Source organism: Prevotella sp. tc2-28, from assembly GCF_900107705.1.
Lineage (GTDB): Bacteria > Bacteroidota > Bacteroidia > Bacteroidales > Bacteroidaceae > Prevotella.
In genome coordinates, this window is the sequence record NZ_FNRE01000003.1 from 103,041 (window position 1) to 120,140 (window position 17,100).

The following is a 17,100-nucleotide window of genomic DNA, read 5'->3' on the forward strand; positions in this document are numbered from 1 at the left end:
ATTTATTTTTGATACGTATATTTCTCCATGAGTTGCAGTGTGCGCAGGATTTCAGCCACATTCATAGCGAAAGCCATAGCGCCGCGTCCGTGGAACGGTGGGTTACCGTCGAACAGCTCACTGATGGTTCCCATAGCGTGATACATCATCTCATCTTCATAGCCTACCAGTTGGCGCTCGATGAACGAGAGGCGCGTACGCTTATAGAGTCTCAGACAGGCCTCCATATAGAATCCGCCGAGCCAAGGCCATGCCGTACCCTGATGGTAGGCATAGTCACGCTGAGTCTGCGGACCTACGTACATGGGGTTGTATCCACCACTCTTCGGCGACAGCGAGCGCAGTCCCTTCGGGGTCAGCAGTTCGCGCGTACAGATGTCGAGCACGCTCTTCTTCTGTTCCTGGTTGAGTGGTGAGTAGTCGAAGGCTACGGGGAATATCATGTTGGGGCGAACGCTCCAGTCCATCATCGTTCCGTCCACATAGTCGAGCAGATAGCCGTACTCGTTCAGGAAGGTGTCGATGAACGACTCCTTACACAGCTCGGCACGCTTCTCCAGCTTGGCGGCAAGTTTCTTGTCACCGAACTCCTCCTCCATAGAGGCGCAGAACTTCAGGGCGTTATACCACAGGGCGTTGAACTCTACGATATAGCCTGAGCGCGGAACGACGGGACGTCCGTTGGCGGTTGAGTTCATCCAGGTGATAGCCTTGTCGCGACCGTTGGCATAGAGCAGTCCGTTGTCGTCGAGACGCATATTCGGGTTACCTCCGTCGATGACGTATTTCACGATGTCCTTCACGAGTTTTCCGTACATCTTGTAACCTTTCTCGCGTCCGGCATCCTTGGCATATTGCTGGATAGCCCAGACGGCCCACAGGGGTACGTCGGGATGTTCTATCTCATAGAGCTTGACACTCAGCGGCTTGCCTTCCATGAACTCGCGCAAGCCCTTCTCTGAGGTCTTCATCACGTGTTCGAAATAGTCCTGTTCGCCGATAGCCAGTGTCAATCCAGGCAGTGCGATAAACGTATCGCGAGCACGGGCCTTGAACCAGGGATAGCCTGCCAACAGGTAACGGTCGTCACTGTCGTCAAGGTGTTCTGGTGAACTGCCACTACGGCGATCGCGATAGTGGAACTGATGAGCCGCTGCTACCAGACAGTGGTAGAAGTTGTCACGCGGCTGACGGAGATCGAGCTCCTTCTGGAACACCGTCTTCAGCGTGTTGCTCTTGATAGGTGACGTCGATGCGGCGAAGATGATGCTCTCGCCTTTCTTGATGCTCAACTCGAAATAACCGGGTACGTAGAGGTCTTCGTTGGAGGCATATCCGCGCTCCTGTTCCTTGGGATACTCTATGCCGCGATACCAGTCGGGCTGGAACACGAACTCGTTCTTCTTGTTGAACTGCATGTACAGGTCGGGATAACCGGCATACATACAGGTCTTGATACCGTTATCCACCTCATGGTACTCGCGGCTGGCCGTTGCATTCTCATGCGTAAACTGGCGCACGGAGCGGAAGGCGAGGAAGGGACGGAAACGAAGCGTGGTAGCAGAATGGGCATCCTCCAGGGTGTAGCGGATGAGGATACGGTCCTCGTAGGCCTGGAAGATGGTCTCTCTCTTCAATAACACACCACCTACGCGATAGAGCGTGGTAGGCACAACGTCGCAAGAGAACTCGCGAATGTACTTGTGACCCTTGGGGCTGTAGTTGTTGCCCTGGTACTTGTGGAGTCCGAGGTTGAACTCGGCACCGTGCTGAATAACCGTACAGTCAAACGACGAGAGCAAGACATGGTTCTCATCGTCCAGTTCAGGTACGGGAACAACGAGCAAACCGTGGTATTTGCGGGTGTTGCAGTCAACGAGTGTCGAGCTGCTGTAGGCCCCTGAGCGGTTCGTTCGAAGCAATTCACGACGGAGCGACTCCTCCAAGTTAGTCATGACGGCTTTTTCTAATCGTAAATAACTCATAGTTCCTATTTTAAGGTTTTACATTTTTGTTTTAGATTTGAATTTTCCTCAAAAGTACGCAATTTCATCGTGATGACAAAATAAATTTCGATTTTTTTTCAGAAAAGTGGCAAAATTTGCCTCTGTGGAATAGAATTTACGACAAACTTATACACGTTTTAAAGATTTTTTGTACTTTTGCACCGTCATTTATGTAATGAACGTAAAAAGATGGTATCAGGAATTTTTTACAGTGCATCCTATTTGGTCAATGTCCTCAAGGAGCTGTGGAACCCGCTTACGGAATCACAGTGCCTGTTGCTGCTTGACAACGTGACGGTCAAGGGCTACAAGAAGGGCGAGATCATCTACCACGAGCAAGAAATTCCGCAACACCTGTTCTTCCTCGCCGATGGCAAGGTGAAGATCTACAAGGAGGGCGTTGGCGGACGACAGCAAATTGTGCGGATGCCTGAGCTCAAAGGTTTCTTCGGCTATCGCGCAGGACTCGTTGGCACGCCCTACATCACGGAAGCTGCTGCTCTGGAGGACACCACCCTTTGCCTGATACCGCTTCCCGTCATCAAGCAACTCATCCGCGAGAACCACACGGTAGCCCTGTTCTTCATCGAGCACCTGGCAACCTTGCTGGGACATGCTGACGAACAGACCGTCAGTCTGACGCAGAAACACTTGCGCGGACGACTGGCTGAGGCCTTGCTCATCATGAAAGACCGCTATGGTGCTGACCTGAAGAGTAACACGCTGGCGATGGAACCCAGTCGTGAAGACCTGGCAAACCTGTCGAACATGACTACCAGCAATGCCATCCGCACGCTGTCCAGTTTTGTCAGCGAGAGACTTGTCGCTGCCGACGGACGAAAGATTACCATCTTGGACGAGCCACAATTGAGGCTCATCGCCAAGAACGGCTAATCGGGTATCAGGAAATTAATGACTTCTTGCTCCACACTGATTTGGAAAGGCCCTACGGGTTTTCCCAGCAGACGACCGTCAACGCCTACCAGTGCGTGCTTGGCTTCCTCCACCACCACTTCACGGGTGCGATAGGGATGCACACTGCGATGGTTCAGGAAACGGCCTGTCAGCAACAGCCACAGACCTGCAAAGAACTGGAGCAGTTCGGGGTGATAGATTACCGACACGTCAAGCATACCGTTGTAGGGCACTGCACTGGGTGTCTGTCCGTAGCCTGGTCCACTGCCTATACACATCGTCATCACCTTGCGGTTGATGGTGTCGCTATTGATGCGCAGGTACATCTTATAGTCCATCCGGTGGAAAATCATGAGGAAGATGGAGACGATGAACGACAGCTTGCGCGAGCCCAGCAGCGAACGTGCCTGACGACGCAGGTTCATCACGTCGGCTATCATGCCTACGTTGACACAGTTCAGGAAATAGCGGTGACACTGCTCACCCTGTTTGTTCGTATATCGGATGCACCCCAGGTCTACCTTGCGCACACGGTGCTTGATCAGCCAGTCTACGGTCTTCTCCGTCTCGCCTTCCTTGAAGTCCCAATAGCGGGCAAAGTCGTTCATCACGCCGTGGGGTATCACACCGAGGGCTATCTCGTCGCGCACTTGTTTCTCCGTCTTCATCAGACAGTTGACGGCATCGTTCAGCGCCGAGTCGCCTCCCACGATGATGATGGTCTTGTACCCGTTGTTAATCAACATGGTAACCAGGCGCTCCACACTGTCCATCGACTCGCTCTGCACGAAGTCATACGCCACGTGGCGCTCGTCCAGCACGCGCTGCAAGCGTTCTCTCTGTTTGTTTCCGTTTCCTTTAGGACAATACAGGATGCCCCATTTTGATTGACTGTTTTCCAATTTACAATTGACGATTTACTGTTGTTGATTGACTATTTCAAGTATCTTCCCCACCTTGTCTTCCATCGGCCGGAGGGCGTCTATCCAGTGGATGGTGAACCCGCGCCGTTCCATTCCCCTGAACCAGGTCATCTGTCGCTTGGCAAACTGGTGGATGGCTATTTCCAGACGGGTGAACATCTCGTCGTAGGTTGTCTTTCCCGTCACGTATTCCGTCACGAACTTATATTCCAGTCCGTAGTAGATGAGGTCTTCGGCAGGGATGCCCTCGTCCAGCAGTCCCCTCACCTCGTCAACCATCCCTTCTTCCAGTCGGGCTTTTAGTCGACGGGTGATTTTCTCACGACGGGCCTCACGGTCTATGTTCACACCGATAATCAGCGAGTCAACGGGAGGCAGTTCGCGCAAGGGCACGGGGTGCTCCAGGTTATAGCTTTCTATCTCGATGGCTCGGATGGCACGCTGACACGAGTCCACATCGGTCTTGTTGTGCATCACGGAACCCGTCTTCGCCTTCAAGGCTGCCAACAGCTGTGTCAGCTCGTCCAGCGTCTTGCCTTCCAGTTGCTGGCGCAAGTCGGGGTTCTGTGGAACGGGCGACAGCTTATATCCTTTCAGCACGGCTTCGATATAGAGCCCTGTACCTCCGCAGAGAATGGGTGTCTTCCCTCTGGCCATGATGTCCTGGTAGGCGTCGTAGAAGTCCTGCTGATACTGAAACAGGTTATATTTCGTGCCTGGCTCCACGATGTCTATCAGGTGATAGGGAACGGTTATTGGTTCACGGTTATTGGTTATTGTATAGTCCGCGAGGTCTTTGCCCGTTCCGATGTCCATACGGCGATACACCTGACGCGAGTCGGCGGAGATGATTTCCCCTCCGATCTCATACGCCAAAGCGGCAGCCAACGGAGTCTTTCCGCTGGCAGTAGGTCCGAGTATGGTTATCATCTTCTGCATGGCACTCACTTCTTTACCTTAATATATACTCCATCGAACGACCCGCCTCCTTTGAAACAGCCGAGGGTCTCGGGACTACTCGTCGTCTTCAGTACCACGAACCTTTTGAAGAAATGGGCACTAAAGCCATAGTCGCACTCGTTGAGATGTTCGTAGTAGAAGTAATCATGAGTGGTTTCTCCCAAAATGGCAGGGCGGTCAGGAGCACTCCTGCCTTCAGCAATACTACCGGGAGTGTTGGAGACCATGAAGTGCCACTTATTCTTGCCAGCGTACGTCATTCTCACAGTACCACCCAGCATCCGCTCATATTGCGGATTCCAGAGATAATAGACATATTCGTGGTCAAAATCCTGCTGCTGATCATAGTCGAGGAAGTCTGTCACATCAAATGGTCCGTTAACAGCATCGTCATTCTTCTTAAAATGCTTCATAGGAAACGACTTCCCCGTCTTGGGATTGGTCCATGTGCCCTCAGAGATATAGGCGCCTTCGACGCTTCCCTCGCCCTCTATACAGAATGACAGAATACCTGTGATGGTACCATCGTCCTGATATTCCTTCAGACAATACCAGCCATTCTCTGTTGGCGCGCCCACCACCAGGATAGGTGCCGGATTCTTGGCCTTGGGATAAAAGACCTCGCCCACAGCAATCTCGTCGGCATTAACGGCAAACTTAAGTCTCATGGGAATCTTGTCGCCTAACGTTCCTACAAAACTGTACTCACCCAGCACATCGGCCTGGGCGGTAACAGCCATCATCAAGGCTGCTATGTACAATAACCATTTCTTCATACTACTTACCGATATTTACTTTCGAAGCGAAGCCCCCCTGCAAGTCTTCTATCAAGAGTTCTGTTAATTGTTCCTTACTTAGGTTCTTCTCCCCAGCCAGACGGTTGGCCTGCTGCTGGATGCTTTTCTCGAAAACGTTACGCGCATAGCGGGCATTACCGAAGTTACGAGTCTTATGTGCTACAACATCATCGAAACGCTTCTTCAGGTACTCTTCTGCCTCGCTCGACATCGTGTACTGGTTTTTCCTCATATACATCTTGAAGATGTCTGTCAACTCTGCACTGGTATAGTCAGGAAAGTTGATATAACGACTGAAGCGCGACTGAAGACCAGGGTTCGAGTCGATAAACCGTTTCATCTCATTGGTATAGCCTGCGATGATAACCACCAGTTTGTCACGATCGTCCTCCATACGCTTCAGCAGCGTCGAGATGGCCTCCTGTCCGTAGTCTTGCGAAGGATTCTGAGGCACCAGCGCGTAGGCCTCGTCGATAAACAGTACACCATTCAGCGCTGAATCCACTATCGCATTGGTCTTGGTGGCTGTCTGACCTACATAGTTGGCCACCAGTCCAGAGCGGTCAGTCTCTACCGTATGTCCTTTCTTCAGCACGCCCAGGTCTTTATAGATTCGTGCCACAATACGCGCAACAGTAGTCTTACCCGTACCAGGACTACCCGTAAACACTAAGTGGTACGACATCTTAGGCGTCTTCAGCCCCTGCTTCTCACGCTGTTTCTGCAACTTCACAAAGTTGGCCAGCGAGTGCACCTCTTCTTTCACCTGTGTCAGACCTATCAGTTCGTCCAACTCCTGGTAGGGGTCGCCCTGCAGGGGTTCCGTCACCACCACGCTGTCTTTCTTCACCTTTGCACTGTCCACCTGCTCTGTAGGCGTCGCCTTATCATCATCCGTACCCTCCTCATCAGCGTAAATACCAATGAGAATCACGATAATCATCAGGATGACGATGCCTATTGACACGCATCCGCAGCCTTGCAGAGTCTTGTTTTTTATGTCTTGAAAGTCCATGATGGCAGTAATTTGGTTGCAAATATACACAAAAAAAGCCACTCAGCAATGCTAAGTGGCCTTTTATTTTTATCTCCGTCTGGTATTATTTCAACTCAGCGAGGTACTTAATGGTGCGAACCATCTGAGAAGTGTAAGAGTTCTCATTGTCGTACCAAGCAACAACCTGTACGAGAGAGTTGCCGTCACCGATCTTAGAAACCATGGTCTGGTTAGCGTCGAACAGTGAACCGAACTTCATACCGATGATGTCTGAAGAAACCAGCTTCTCCTCGGTGTAGCCGAAGCTCTCGTTGGTAGCAGCCTTCATGGCAGCGTTGATACCCTCAACAGTTACCTCACCCTTAACAACAGCGTGCAGGATAGTGGTAGAACCTGTAGGAGTCGGAACGCGCTGAGCAGCACCGATCAGCTTACCGTTCAGCTCGGGGATAACCAGACCGATAGCCTTAGCAGCACCAGTTGAGTTAGGAACGATGTTCTGAGCACCGGCACGGGCACGCTGTACATCACCCTTGCGCTGAGGACCGTCCAGAATCATCTGGTCGCCAGTGTAAGCGTGTACGGTGGTCATGATACCGCTCTGGATGGGAGCGAAATCGTTCAGAGCCTTGGTCATAGGAGCCAGACAGTTAGTGGTGCAAGAAGCAGCTGAGATAACGGTGTCAGCAGGAGTCAGAGTCTTGTGGTTAACGTTGTAAACGATGGTGGGCAGGTCGTTGCCAGCAGGAGCTGAGATAACAACCTTCTTAGCACCAGCGGTCAGGTGTGCAGAAGCCTTCTCCTTAGAAGTATAGAAACCAGTGCACTCCAGAACAACGTCTACGTCCAGCTTGCCCCAGGGCAGCTCAGCAGCGTTAGGAATAGCATAGATGGTGATCTTCTTGCCATCAACTACGATGTAGTCCTCACCAGCCTCTACAGTGTGCTTGTTCTCACCGAACTTGCCGCAGAAGCCACCCTGAGCGGTGTCATACTTCAGCAGGTGAGCGAGCATCTTAGGACTTGTCAGGTCGTTGATAGCTACTACTTCATAACCTTCAGCCTCGAACATCTGACGGAATGCGAGGCGACCGATACGGCCGAAACCGTTAATTGCTACTTTTGTCATAATTACTAATAAACTTTTTTATTAATTGGGTTATAAATATACTTTCTTTACTCAAAAATCATGTTTTTTGAACACTTTTTCTTGATTTCGTGCGCAAAGTTACAAAAAAATATCTAAATTTGCATCTGAAATCAGTATTAAATTAAGTGAAAAGTGAAAAGAGAGAAGAGAAAAGTGACATAAGTCAAGGTTTATAGCCTAATATTGTCATACGCAGATAGCAAAAAACATTCTATATTAACTTTTTAAAACAACAAACATTATGGGATTTATTAGTGAGTTCAAAGAGTTTGCCATGAAGGGCAACGTATTAGACATGGCAGTCGGTGTTATCATCGGCGGTGCCTTCGGTAAAATTGTGTCTAGCCTGGTTGACGACGTCCTCATGCCGCTGGTTGGTATGATTACGGGCAACATCGACTTCACCAGCCTTGCTTTCCAGATTGGCGAGGGCGAGGGAGCTGCCGTGCTGAAGTATGGTAACTTCATCCAGAACACCGTCGATTTCGTCATCGTGGCATTCTGTATCTTCCTGATGCTGAAGGGCATCAACAAGATGAACCGTAAGAAGGCTGAGCCTGAGGCTCCCGCTGCTCCTGCCGGACCTACCCAGGAAGAGCTGCTCGCTGAGATTCGCGACCTGCTGAAGCAGAAATAAATCAAGAAAACGAGTGCTTTTTATAATATAAGGTGGTAAACATTTTGCCACCTTATATTTTTTGCATACCTTTGCACCCCGAAAATCGAAATTTTTAGGATAATGAAGACTTTAGACTTTAAGCCGAAAATGTTTTCGGCTATTCGTAATTACAACAAACAGACATTCATGGCCGACTTCATGGCCGGCATCATCGTGGGCATCGTAGCCCTGCCGTTGGCCATCGCTTTCGGTATCGCCAGTGGCGTGTCACCCGAGAAGGGCATCATCACCGCCATCGTCGCCGGACTGATGATTTCCGTCTTTGGCGGTTCGAAAGTACAGATTGGCGGACCTACCGGAGCCTTTATCGTCATCGTCTATGGCATCATCCAGCAGTACGGCATCCAGGGCCTCACCATCGCCACCCTCATGGCTGGCGTGTTCCTCATCCTGTTGGGTGTGCTCCGTCTGGGCACCATCATCAAGTACATCCCCTACCCCATCGTGGTGGGTTTCACCTCCGGTATCGCCGTCACCATCTTCACCACGCAGATCAAGGACCTGCTGGGAATGACCATCGAGGGAGGCGTGCCAAGTGACTTTATCGAGAAGTGGGGCACCTATTTATATAATATAGGCAACATCGACCTGTGGAGCACCCTCGTGGGCATCGTCTCCGTCGTCATCATCGCCGTCACACCACGCTTCTCCAAGAAGGTGCCGGGCTCACTGGTAGCCATCATCGTCATGACGGTAGCCGCCCTGTTGCTCAAGCAGTATGCCGGCATCACCTCCATCGAGACCATCGGCGACCGCTTCAGCATCAACTCTACCCTGCCCGGTGCCGTGGTTCCTGAACTGACGTGGGAGACCGTCAAGGGCCTCGTAGGTCCCGCCGTCACCATCGCCGTCCTCGGTGCCATCGAGTCGCTGCTCTCGGCTACCGTTGCCGACGGTGTCATCGGCGACCACCACAACTCCAACACCGAGCTGATCGGTCAGGGCATTGCCAACATCGCGTCACCCCTCTTCGGAGGTATCCCAGCCACAGGAGCCATTGCCCGCACGATGACGAACATCAACAACGGCGGACGCACTCCCATTGCCGGTATCGTGCATGCCGTCGTCCTCCTGCTCATCTTCCTGTTCCTCATGCCACTGGCACAGTACATCCCCATGGCGTGTCTGGCTGGTGTCCTCGTCGTCGTCAGCTACGGCATGAGTGGATGGCGTTCGTTCATGGCAATGCTGCGCAACCCCAAGAGCGACATCACCGTACTCCTCCTGACCTTCTTCCTCACCATCATCTTCGACCTCACCGTCGCCATCGAGTTCGGCCTCATCTGCGCCTGTCTGCTCTTCATGCGTCGTATGGCTGAGACCACCGATGTCCATGCCGTACTCGACGAGATAGACCTCAACGAGGATGCCGACATGGAGCGTGGCAACCTCGAGCACCTCACCATTCCCGAGGGCGTAGAGGTCTACGAGATCAACGGTCCATACTTCTTCGGAGCCGGCAACCGTTTCGAGGACATCATGGCGCGCTACGGACGTCGTCCCAAGGTGCGCATCATCCGCATGCGTAAAGTACCCTTCATCGACTCCACCGGACTGCACAACCTCGAGAACATGTGTCTGATGAGTCAGAAGGAAGGCATCACCGTCGTCCTCTCTGGTGTCAATCCCAAGGTCGAGGGCGTGCTGAAGCGCAACCACTTCGAGCGTATTGTGGGTGAGCAGAACATCTGCAACCACATCGACCTCGCCCTGTCACGCGCCAACGAGCTCGTCGGAGCGTGACAGGCTATCGGCCTAAGACCTTTGTAAAAGCGAGCGGAGCCTAAGCGAGGTGCGCCTCCGGTTCCCCGATGGGCGCACCGCAAAATGAATCCAGATGACGCTGCGCTTCTGTTCTATCAGCAGCTCGTCGAAGTCCTCGCGGCTCATATCGCTGATGTCGAGCAAGATTGCTGCATAGCGCAACGCCTGTTCCATCCCGATGCAACGGATGTCCACGGCGCACCCCGTCAGGTGGTTCGACGTGGGCACACCACCCACCGCTTTGTTCACCTCTGGACTTCGGAACCCCGAGTTGATGATAATCGGGTCATCACCATCGCCGTACTTGTCGTTCCATCGCTTCCGCAGACGTTCCAGCCATCGGCACACTCTACGAAGGTTCTCTACTTGTGCCTCATTCGGCACGTTTGCTATTCCCGTATTTGTCTTGGTTAACTCCCGGAGCGTAAAGTGCTCCGAGAGTTTCATGTTTGTGTTTATCTCTGTAATCATAATTACTCATTCTTGCTTAGGCAAGCGAGCAAAGCTCGAGTCCTAATTACTAATTTTCCAAACGGTACACTGGTGCACTGGTGCACCGGTGCACAACGTCTTCCTATAACATGATATTCCCCGTTTTTCGGAATATTGACTGTGCCTTTATATTGCCTCGCCCGTCACTCACTTTCTCTATGAGATGGTCACTCAAGAGTCGGTGCATCCTGCTTTCAGTATATCGAACAGTGCACCAGTGCACCAGTGCACCGTTTCGATTTTCGTTTTTCACGCTCAAGACTCACTATTTTTTTTATTTATATATATACTTATTATATTATATATATTTTAATATATATAATATAATAAAATAGAATACCTCCTTTTCTACGCCTACCTAAAACTTGAAAATGCTAATGGTACACTGGTGCACTGGTACACAATCCACCCGGGATGATTTACCTATCAAATAGGGAAAATATGGCTCTCTGGGCAGGAAAAACTTTTTTCCTGGGCAGCGAGAAAAAATAATTGAAAAAATTTTGAAATTTTTTGTCAAAATATTTGGTGGAATGAAAAATTTTTACTAACTTTGCAGTTGTAATTGAGATGACAACGGCGACTGTGGGCTGCGGCTCAGCATAGCTCGAGCGAGCTCGGTTCTGCTTTCGCCTTGCACCGCATTTGCAGTGTTGAATTGAAGGAGCAAGCGCGCAGCACTGGAGAGGAGACAAAAAAAAACAATAAACCGCTCGAGCTTTGCTCGCTTTCACAAAGCGTAGCGACTGAAAGAATAACCAATAACTAAAAAAATTAACATTTGAGCAATTCCCGTTAAACGGGAAAGCGGCGTAAGCCAAAAGGGCTCATTATTATCAACTATTTAAAAACTAAGAGGAGATTAAAATTATGGCAATGAAAGTAAAGGCAGTAGAGAAGCTACTGAAGTTTGACAAGAATTCTGCGGGTGTTTACCGCTATGTGATGTCGCCCGAGATGTACTCGAGCCTGAACCAGAAGAAGGTGATCAAGGAGGCTGCTCTCCGCAGTGGCGTAAGTCAGGGTGTGATGCAGGCCTGCTGGGACGCAGCTGGCGAGGTGATCAAGGCGTGGGCTACCGAGGGTCACAGCGTGGCACTGCCCGGACTGGGTACCATGCGCTTCGGACTGCGCTCGAAGTCGGTAGAGGACGTGAACAAGGTGAAGACCGGTCTGATTACCAGCCGACGCATCATCTTCACTCCCGACGTGGACCTGAAGGACGAGCTGAAGAATACCGCTATCGTCATCACCTGCTACGACCGCGACGGCAAGGAGGTGAAGCGCGTGACCAGCGACGACGAAGGCAACGTAGAGGATCCGGAGGATACTTCTAACGTTAACCCTAACGTTAACCCTAACCCTAACGATAACACTGGTGGGGACAACACTGGTGATAACGGGAACGGGAACGACGACGGTGGCGACAGCGGTAGCATCGTAGACGGCGTGGACGAAGGGTAACGTTAAGAGGTAAGAGGTAAGAAATAAACCGCAGATTACGCAGATTATACAGATTTCTCTCACCTCTCACCACTCACCTCTAAAAATTTTTAATCTATGAAAAAAGAGACTTGGAAGACGATTCTGCAGTTCATTGTCAGTATTCTGACGGCTGCGCTGACGGCATTTGGGACGGCGAGTTGCATGGGACACGGTCCACTGGCGCTGCTTTAGGCGCACGGTGGTGACACAAGAGAAAGCGGGGCAACCTACGAGGCTGCTCCGCTTTATGTTACATATCACACCGTGCCGTATAATCTTAAGCTTTAATGGGTTAAAGTTCGGAATTGATTGAGGCTATCCATGCCTCAATGCGGGCATCGGTCTTGTCATCCTCGTTGATGTCGTCAAGGGGCAGACCGATAAACTTTCCGTCTATCACAGCCTCGGAATCGTCGAAGGTGTAGCCGTCGGTCTCGACAGCACCGATGAACTTGGCACCGCTGTTCTTGATGCCATTGTAGAGCTCGCCCATGCCGCCCACGAAGGTGTCGCTGTAGGTTGAGCAGTCGCCACAGCCGAACAGGGCGATGGTCTTGCCATTGAGGTCTGCACCTTGCAAGGTCTTCAGACCGTCGTACCAGTCATCTTGCAATTCACCGGCGCCCCACGTTGAAGTGCCGAGAATCAGGTTTTGGTTGGCAGCTACCATATCGGCTGTCAGGTCCTGTACGTTCAGGGCATCACAGCCCAGTTTCGAGGCGATCTTCTCCGCGATGGCCTCGCAGGTTCCCGTCGAGGAACCATAGATTACAATTGTTGCGTTCATTACTTATCTATATTTATGTGGTTAATTAATTACGACTGATGCACTGGCCGTCGCACTGGCCCTGACTTCTGCTCTTACGTTTACAAAAACGTTCACATTGTGCGCAGATGTTGTAGCCGAGCATCGCTCCGAGTATGAAATCTTCCTCTGGCGTAAGTTCGTTCAGTGGACGGGTGACGATGAGCCGGATAGCCTCCAGACATTCGCGCCGACCGAAATACACGTTAAGGTTCTGCTGTCCGGCAGGTTGCAACAGATATGGAATATCCTGGCTCTCCAGTCGCCGGATAGTCTGCTCACTGTATTTCTTGTTACAGGTGAATAATACCATGTGGCGAACGCCCTTATGCAGTTCGTAGATGTGGTTCATCAGCACTTGAAGCGCTGTGGGATTTGCTGTTCTCATTTTTATGGTTTTGATTTCGTGTGCAAAATTAGAGAGAAATAACGAAGTGTGCAATACCTAAAATGCAGTGTTTTAAGTACAGCACACCTGCCAAGTCCTGCAAAAGCAGATTAATCAAAAGTAGGTATTACCACATCGTGCCTGGCATCGTGTGACCTTTCCCAGGTATCCGAATTGTTTTTTGCGATTTCCTATTTTCACAAGGCTTGCGAAACCATATTTTCGAAATTTCTTCGTCAAATATTTGGAATTTATAAAATAAATCACTACTTTTGCAAGTGACTCAGTTAGTCCGCAAGGGCAAGAGGGTCAAGACATATTGGAAAAAAGGACGTTTACGAACGTTATCCTTAGAGTCTCAAATCTCGCAAATTTGAATCTTCATCTGAGGGAACGCAACTGAAACGTCTGCGTTGGGTGTATTATACCCAGTCCACCTTATTATTCTCATACTAGGGTGGACGAACGTATATATATCACGGCGTGGGCTAACTCGAGTTGCTTATCTTGATGAAGGGGCAATGCGAGAGCCTGAGACTTGGGATAAGCGGTAAGTAGTGACTCCCACGTCTTTCATTTATAACCTAAAACAAAAAAGCCGAAACTTGGGAGGTCGATAGGTTGGCTGATGGCTGATGAAAAAGAATAGCTTGACACTTGCTTTCCTATCTGTAATAGGACTTTTGTCTATCATGTTTTCTTCTTGCAGCAAAGTTAATTCCGTAGAAGACCCTCACTTCACAGAGGATGGTTTTTATCTTCCAGACTCTGATTCCAAACATGCTTTTGAACTTGTACATCCAAACAAGATTAAGTATTATGTTGAGGTGTCTGGTAGTATGAATGGGTTCTTTAGGGCTAATCAACCAACCCAATTTAAGACGGATGTATGGGAAATTATGAGTTATTTCTCTGCGCTTCCTTCAGAGGTTATAATCCTTACCAACAATGGTAGTACAGGTGTCAGAATGTCCATAGATAATTTTAGACAACAGATGAATACGGGCTCGTTCATTTCTTCTGCATCAACTCAGGTTCCCATAATGCTTGCTTCAATTATCAATGATATTAAGCCAAGACAAGGCGAAGTGGCAGTTCTTATATCTGATATGAAATATAGCCCTGTTGGGGCTAATGCTCCTAAAGTCCTCATGGAGCAGTATAGCCCTGACGTGAGCAGAATCTTAGGAACATTCCATAAGCCAGTTTGCCTGATAAGCGCTGTTTCGAACTACTTGGATAAAAAGACTGTAGTTAACGAATCTCCCTATTATTTTTTCCTAATAGGCAATGAGGGGGAGGTTGCGTACCTTCGTAATGCCATTTCAACGTTATTAGATAATAATCATCGTTTTATTGACAATATTGAGAGTGGTTTTGACTATGGAGCCCCAACATATTCGTTTGGTATACCCGAATATTGCTATCAATTAGATGAAGAACCAGCATTTGTTGATTTTGATGAATCAGCAAGTGATACTTGTATTATTAATCTAAAAGTTGATTTGGCAAGATATCGTTGGTTGATTTCAGATTCTGCATGTTTTAAGAACGCATTCAAATGCAAGGCTCTTTACGGATCCAACGTAAGTGTTGGAAATGTTAAGATTGAAGTCCAAAATATTACAGGAAAGAAACTTAATCGTACAGCTACAGCAATTGTACAGCTGAAATTATTTAATTTGACAATGGATTCTGAGGTGATTGAGTGGAGCCTTGAGCTGCCAGATTTGAACGTTGAGAAGTTTACACGATTTTTCGGTGCGTTAGGTGAAAATGATTATACCAAATCATATTCAATAGAGAACTTTATTCAAGGTATATTCTACGGAGGTGTAATAAATAAAACATTGAAACCTAATTATATATTGATATCTAAAAACTCATAAATATGAAATTAATGAAATTGTACAGTTGGATTGCTGGCTCATTAGCAGACTTTACAAGACCGTTTAGAGATAACGAGGCTATGTATAAGCAGGCTAGAGCTTTTTGGGGTAAGTTGGAGAATTATTCTATGATTATTTTCTTGATTTGTCTCTTTTTAGGTATTGCTCTAGCATGTTACTATTATAAGCCTTACAATAATAGCCCTGGTAGGCATTATAAGCTAAATCATTGGCTTGTCTTTTTGCTTATAACCGTTGTCTTGACTTTCTTAGTCACATTAGGTTTTGAATACTTTGCAGTACCACCCAAAATAACAGATTCGTTTGGATTAGAAGCAAAGATAGCTCTTGGCAATGCCATATATGCGGCAATTGTCTTTTTTGTGACATCGGTTGCATGGTGTAATATCGGCTCAACCAATGCATGTAGGATTTTTAAATTTTAGTCAGACATGAAGAAAGTATTTGTTTTTTGCATAGGAGGAACTGGCATTCGAGTTATGAAAAGCGTAACGATGCTGATGGCCAGTGGTATGAGTACGAATGGCTTTACTGTTGTCCCCATTATCATAGATCCTCATTTAGATTTGGAAGAAAAGAAAAACCTCCATTCATTGATTGAACATTACGAAAAGATATACAAAGAATCCATTAACAATGGAACTTCGACATTAAATCCTTTAGATGGATTCTTTAATTCTGAAATTCAGACTATAGGAGAGATCAATAATCAGCTCAATGACACTTATCAGTCCGTCGGTACCAATGAAAAGTTTCGGTCATATATTAACCTTTCAAGTTTAGGAACTGGCGATATCAACAATTTCTTAGTAGAAACACTTTTCTCAACAAAAAGCCTGAATAACCCTCTGTCTGTCGGTTTTAAAGGGAATCCAAACGTTGGAACTGTCGTTCTTGGTGAAATGATAGAAAAAGCGGATTGGTTCAAAGCCTTTAAAATACATTGCGAGAAAGACGACAGGGTGTTTATCATTAGTTCTATTTTTGGTGGAACAGGTGCTTCAGGTTTCCCACTATTAGAAAAGAAAATTCGAAATGCTTCTCAGCAACCTGCAGTTAAGAATGTATTAATGGGGGCAGTTACGGTGTTACCATATTATGGATTGAAAGATCCCACTACTACAGGAAGTGATATTGATAGTTCAAATTTTTATACCAAGACAAAAGCCGCGTTGGCATATTACGACAAGAATATAGAATCGAACTACCTCTATTATATAGGAGAGAAGTCTCTGCGTCAGGTATATGAAAACGACGAGGCAAAACAAGAGGATACGGCAAACTTTATAGAACTTATCGCAGCATCTGCTTTATTTGACTTTTTAAAGAGAGAACGTCCAAATAGGCAACAATTCTTGTCAAGAGCCATTGAAGATGATAAGGAATCCATGTCATTAAAATCATTAGGAAATGGTTATAATGACATTGTGAAATGTGTTGCAGACTATATGCTTCTGCGTCATTTGATAAACGACATTCCTAATGAGCCATTCTTCCCTTTGAAAAAGAATAGAGGTTTCGACGCAAGTTTCTATAAGGACCAGTCTTTCCAAAATCTGAAAAGTTTTACTGATACCTATTTTAAATGGTATCACGAACTTTCTAATAATAAGAGAGCTTTTGCACCATTGCATTATGACAATCCCAAACAAATGTCAGGTTGGATTAAAAACTTGGAAATTGATGCAAAAGACGATTCTTATTATCTGCTTGAGATGATTAAAGCAAGTAATGCATATAACGAGAAAGACCATAGTAATAAGTTCAGGTTCTTCTTGCAGTTTGCTTATGATGCCATTAACTATTACACTAAAAAATTGGAGAAGTGA

General features: G+C 48.0%; 17 protein-coding genes. 8 read left to right on the forward strand and 9 right to left on the reverse strand.

Annotation, left to right across the window (positions count from 1 at the left end):
* Nucleotides 1-2: 2 nt before the first annotated feature.
* A complete protein-coding gene (locus BLU47_RS03675; RefSeq protein ID WP_176780439.1) occupies nt 3-1,985 on the reverse strand; it encodes a glycogen debranching enzyme N-terminal domain-containing protein in 1,983 nt (660 codons plus the stop codon).
* 210 nt (nt 1,986-2,195) lie between these two features.
* Between BLU47_RS03675 and BLU47_RS03680 the strand changes: the two genes are divergently transcribed.
* Complete coding sequence (locus BLU47_RS03680) at nt 2,196-2,900, forward strand: Crp/Fnr family transcriptional regulator (RefSeq protein WP_091958576.1); 705 nt, start codon at nt 2,196-2,198, stop codon at nt 2,898-2,900.
* Here BLU47_RS03680 and BLU47_RS03685 read toward each other — a convergent pair.
* From BLU47_RS03685 to gap, 5 genes are all read right to left on the reverse strand, one after another.
* On the reverse strand, nt 2,897-3,823 hold the full coding sequence (locus BLU47_RS03685; protein ID WP_091958578.1) for a diacylglycerol/lipid kinase family protein: 927 nt from the start codon (nt 3,821-3,823) through the stop codon (nt 2,897-2,899). The two genes, BLU47_RS03680 and BLU47_RS03685, sit on opposite strands and share 4 nt — an antisense overlap.
* A 15-nt stretch (nt 3,824-3,838) precedes the next feature.
* Nucleotides 3,839-4,774, reverse strand: a complete 936-nt coding sequence (gene miaA / locus BLU47_RS03690) for a tRNA (adenosine(37)-N6)-dimethylallyltransferase MiaA (RefSeq protein WP_176780452.1) — start codon at nt 4,772-4,774, stop codon at nt 3,839-3,841.
* Between the two features lie 14 nt (nt 4,775-4,788).
* Nucleotides 4,789-5,580, reverse strand: a complete 792-nt coding sequence (locus BLU47_RS03695; RefSeq protein ID WP_091958583.1) for a hypothetical protein — start codon at nt 5,578-5,580, stop codon at nt 4,789-4,791.
* A 1-nt stretch (nt 5,581) separates the two neighbouring features.
* Entirely contained in the window at nt 5,582-6,616 is a 1,035-nt protein-coding gene (locus tag BLU47_RS03700; protein ID WP_091958586.1) for an AAA family ATPase, read from the reverse strand.
* 85 nt (nt 6,617-6,701) lie between these two features.
* A complete protein-coding gene (gene gap / locus BLU47_RS03705) occupies nt 6,702-7,727 on the reverse strand; it encodes a type I glyceraldehyde-3-phosphate dehydrogenase (RefSeq protein ID WP_091958588.1) in 1,026 nt (341 codons plus the stop codon).
* Nucleotides 7,728-7,989: 262 nt separating this feature from the next.
* Between gap and mscL the strand changes: the two genes are divergently transcribed.
* Complete coding sequence (mscL, locus tag BLU47_RS03710) at nt 7,990-8,385, forward strand: large-conductance mechanosensitive channel protein MscL (protein ID WP_176780440.1); 396 nt, start codon at nt 7,990-7,992, stop codon at nt 8,383-8,385.
* Nucleotides 8,386-8,487: 102 nt separating this feature from the next.
* Nucleotides 8,488-10,170: a SulP family inorganic anion transporter gene (locus BLU47_RS03715; RefSeq protein WP_091958594.1), complete on the forward strand. Its 1,683-nt coding sequence runs from the start codon at nt 8,488-8,490 to the stop codon at nt 10,168-10,170.
* A 12-nt stretch (nt 10,171-10,182) separates the two neighbouring features.
* On the opposite strand, the gene BLU47_RS03720 is transcribed toward BLU47_RS03715, so the two are convergent.
* Nucleotides 10,183-10,662, reverse strand: a complete 480-nt coding sequence (locus tag BLU47_RS03720) for a D-Ala-D-Ala carboxypeptidase family metallohydrolase (protein ID WP_091958596.1) — start codon at nt 10,660-10,662, stop codon at nt 10,183-10,185.
* 891 nt (nt 10,663-11,553) lie between these two features.
* On the opposite strand from BLU47_RS03720, the gene BLU47_RS03725 reads away from it, so the two are divergent.
* Complete coding sequence (locus BLU47_RS03725) at nt 11,554-12,147, forward strand: HU family DNA-binding protein (protein ID WP_091958599.1); 594 nt, start codon at nt 11,554-11,556, stop codon at nt 12,145-12,147.
* A 96-nt stretch (nt 12,148-12,243) separates the two neighbouring features.
* Nucleotides 12,244-12,360 (forward strand): smalltalk protein, encoded by a 117-nt coding sequence (locus tag BLU47_RS14675; RefSeq protein ID WP_176780441.1) that lies wholly within the window; start codon nt 12,244-12,246, stop codon nt 12,358-12,360.
* Nucleotides 12,361-12,460: 100 nt separating this feature from the next.
* Here the strand turns inward: BLU47_RS14675 and fldA are convergent, their stop codons facing one another.
* Together fldA and BLU47_RS03735 are read right to left on the reverse strand one after the other, a co-directional pair.
* On the reverse strand, nt 12,461-12,955 hold the full coding sequence (gene fldA, locus BLU47_RS03730) for a flavodoxin FldA (protein WP_091958602.1): 495 nt from the start codon (nt 12,953-12,955) through the stop codon (nt 12,461-12,463).
* Between the two features lie 25 nt (nt 12,956-12,980).
* A complete protein-coding gene (locus tag BLU47_RS03735; protein WP_091958604.1) occupies nt 12,981-13,361 on the reverse strand; it encodes a DUF2023 family protein in 381 nt (126 codons plus the stop codon).
* Nucleotides 13,362-13,996: 635 nt separating this feature from the next.
* Between BLU47_RS03735 and BLU47_RS03740 the strand changes: the two genes are divergently transcribed.
* From BLU47_RS03740 to BLU47_RS03750, 3 genes are read left to right on the forward strand one after another with little or no spacing between them, the layout of a single operon-like run.
* Nucleotides 13,997-15,250 (forward strand): hypothetical protein, encoded by a 1,254-nt coding sequence (locus BLU47_RS03740; RefSeq protein ID WP_143025447.1) that lies wholly within the window; start codon nt 13,997-13,999, stop codon nt 15,248-15,250.
* 2 nt (nt 15,251-15,252) lie between these two features.
* Nucleotides 15,253-15,696, forward strand: coding sequence for a hypothetical protein (locus BLU47_RS03745; RefSeq protein ID WP_143025448.1), 444 nt, complete (start codon nt 15,253-15,255; stop codon nt 15,694-15,696).
* 6 nt (nt 15,697-15,702) lie between these two features.
* Nucleotides 15,703-17,100 (forward strand): FtsZ/tubulin family protein, encoded by a 1,398-nt coding sequence (locus BLU47_RS03750; RefSeq protein ID WP_143025449.1) that lies wholly within the window; start codon nt 15,703-15,705, stop codon nt 17,098-17,100.

Coding starts and splice junctions, on each gene's coding strand:
- BLU47_RS03740 (WP_143025447.1), top strand. CDS start 13,997: ATGAAAAAGAATAGCTTGACACTTGCTTTCCTATCTGTAATAGGACTT.
- miaA (WP_176780452.1), bottom strand. CDS start 4,774: ATGATAACCATACTCGGACCTACTGCCAGCGGAAAGACTCCGTTGGCT.
- BLU47_RS03725 (WP_091958599.1), top strand. CDS start 11,554: ATGGCAATGAAAGTAAAGGCAGTAGAGAAGCTACTGAAGTTTGACAAG.
- BLU47_RS03675 (WP_176780439.1), bottom strand. CDS start 1,985: ATGAGTTATTTACGATTAGAAAAAGCCGTCATGACTAACTTGGAGGAG.
- BLU47_RS03720 (WP_091958596.1), bottom strand. CDS start 10,662: ATGATTACAGAGATAAACACAAACATGAAACTCTCGGAGCACTTTACG.
- BLU47_RS03700 (WP_091958586.1), bottom strand. CDS start 6,616: ATGGACTTTCAAGACATAAAAAACAAGACTCTGCAAGGCTGCGGATGC.
- gap (WP_091958588.1), bottom strand. CDS start 7,727: ATGACAAAAGTAGCAATTAACGGTTTCGGCCGTATCGGTCGCCTCGCA.
- BLU47_RS03695 (WP_091958583.1), bottom strand. CDS start 5,580: ATGAAGAAATGGTTATTGTACATAGCAGCCTTGATGATGGCTGTTACC.
- BLU47_RS03680 (WP_091958576.1), top strand. CDS start 2,196: ATGGTATCAGGAATTTTTTACAGTGCATCCTATTTGGTCAATGTCCTC.
- BLU47_RS14675 (WP_176780441.1), top strand. CDS start 12,244: ATGAAAAAAGAGACTTGGAAGACGATTCTGCAGTTCATTGTCAGTATT.
- BLU47_RS03750 (WP_143025449.1), top strand. CDS start 15,703: ATGAAGAAAGTATTTGTTTTTTGCATAGGAGGAACTGGCATTCGAGTT.
- BLU47_RS03745 (WP_143025448.1), top strand. CDS start 15,253: ATGAAATTAATGAAATTGTACAGTTGGATTGCTGGCTCATTAGCAGAC.
- fldA (WP_091958602.1), bottom strand. CDS start 12,955: ATGAACGCAACAATTGTAATCTATGGTTCCTCGACGGGAACCTGCGAG.
- BLU47_RS03715 (WP_091958594.1), top strand. CDS start 8,488: ATGAAGACTTTAGACTTTAAGCCGAAAATGTTTTCGGCTATTCGTAAT.
- BLU47_RS03735 (WP_091958604.1), bottom strand. CDS start 13,361: ATGAGAACAGCAAATCCCACAGCGCTTCAAGTGCTGATGAACCACATC.
- mscL (WP_176780440.1), top strand. CDS start 7,990: ATGGGATTTATTAGTGAGTTCAAAGAGTTTGCCATGAAGGGCAACGTA.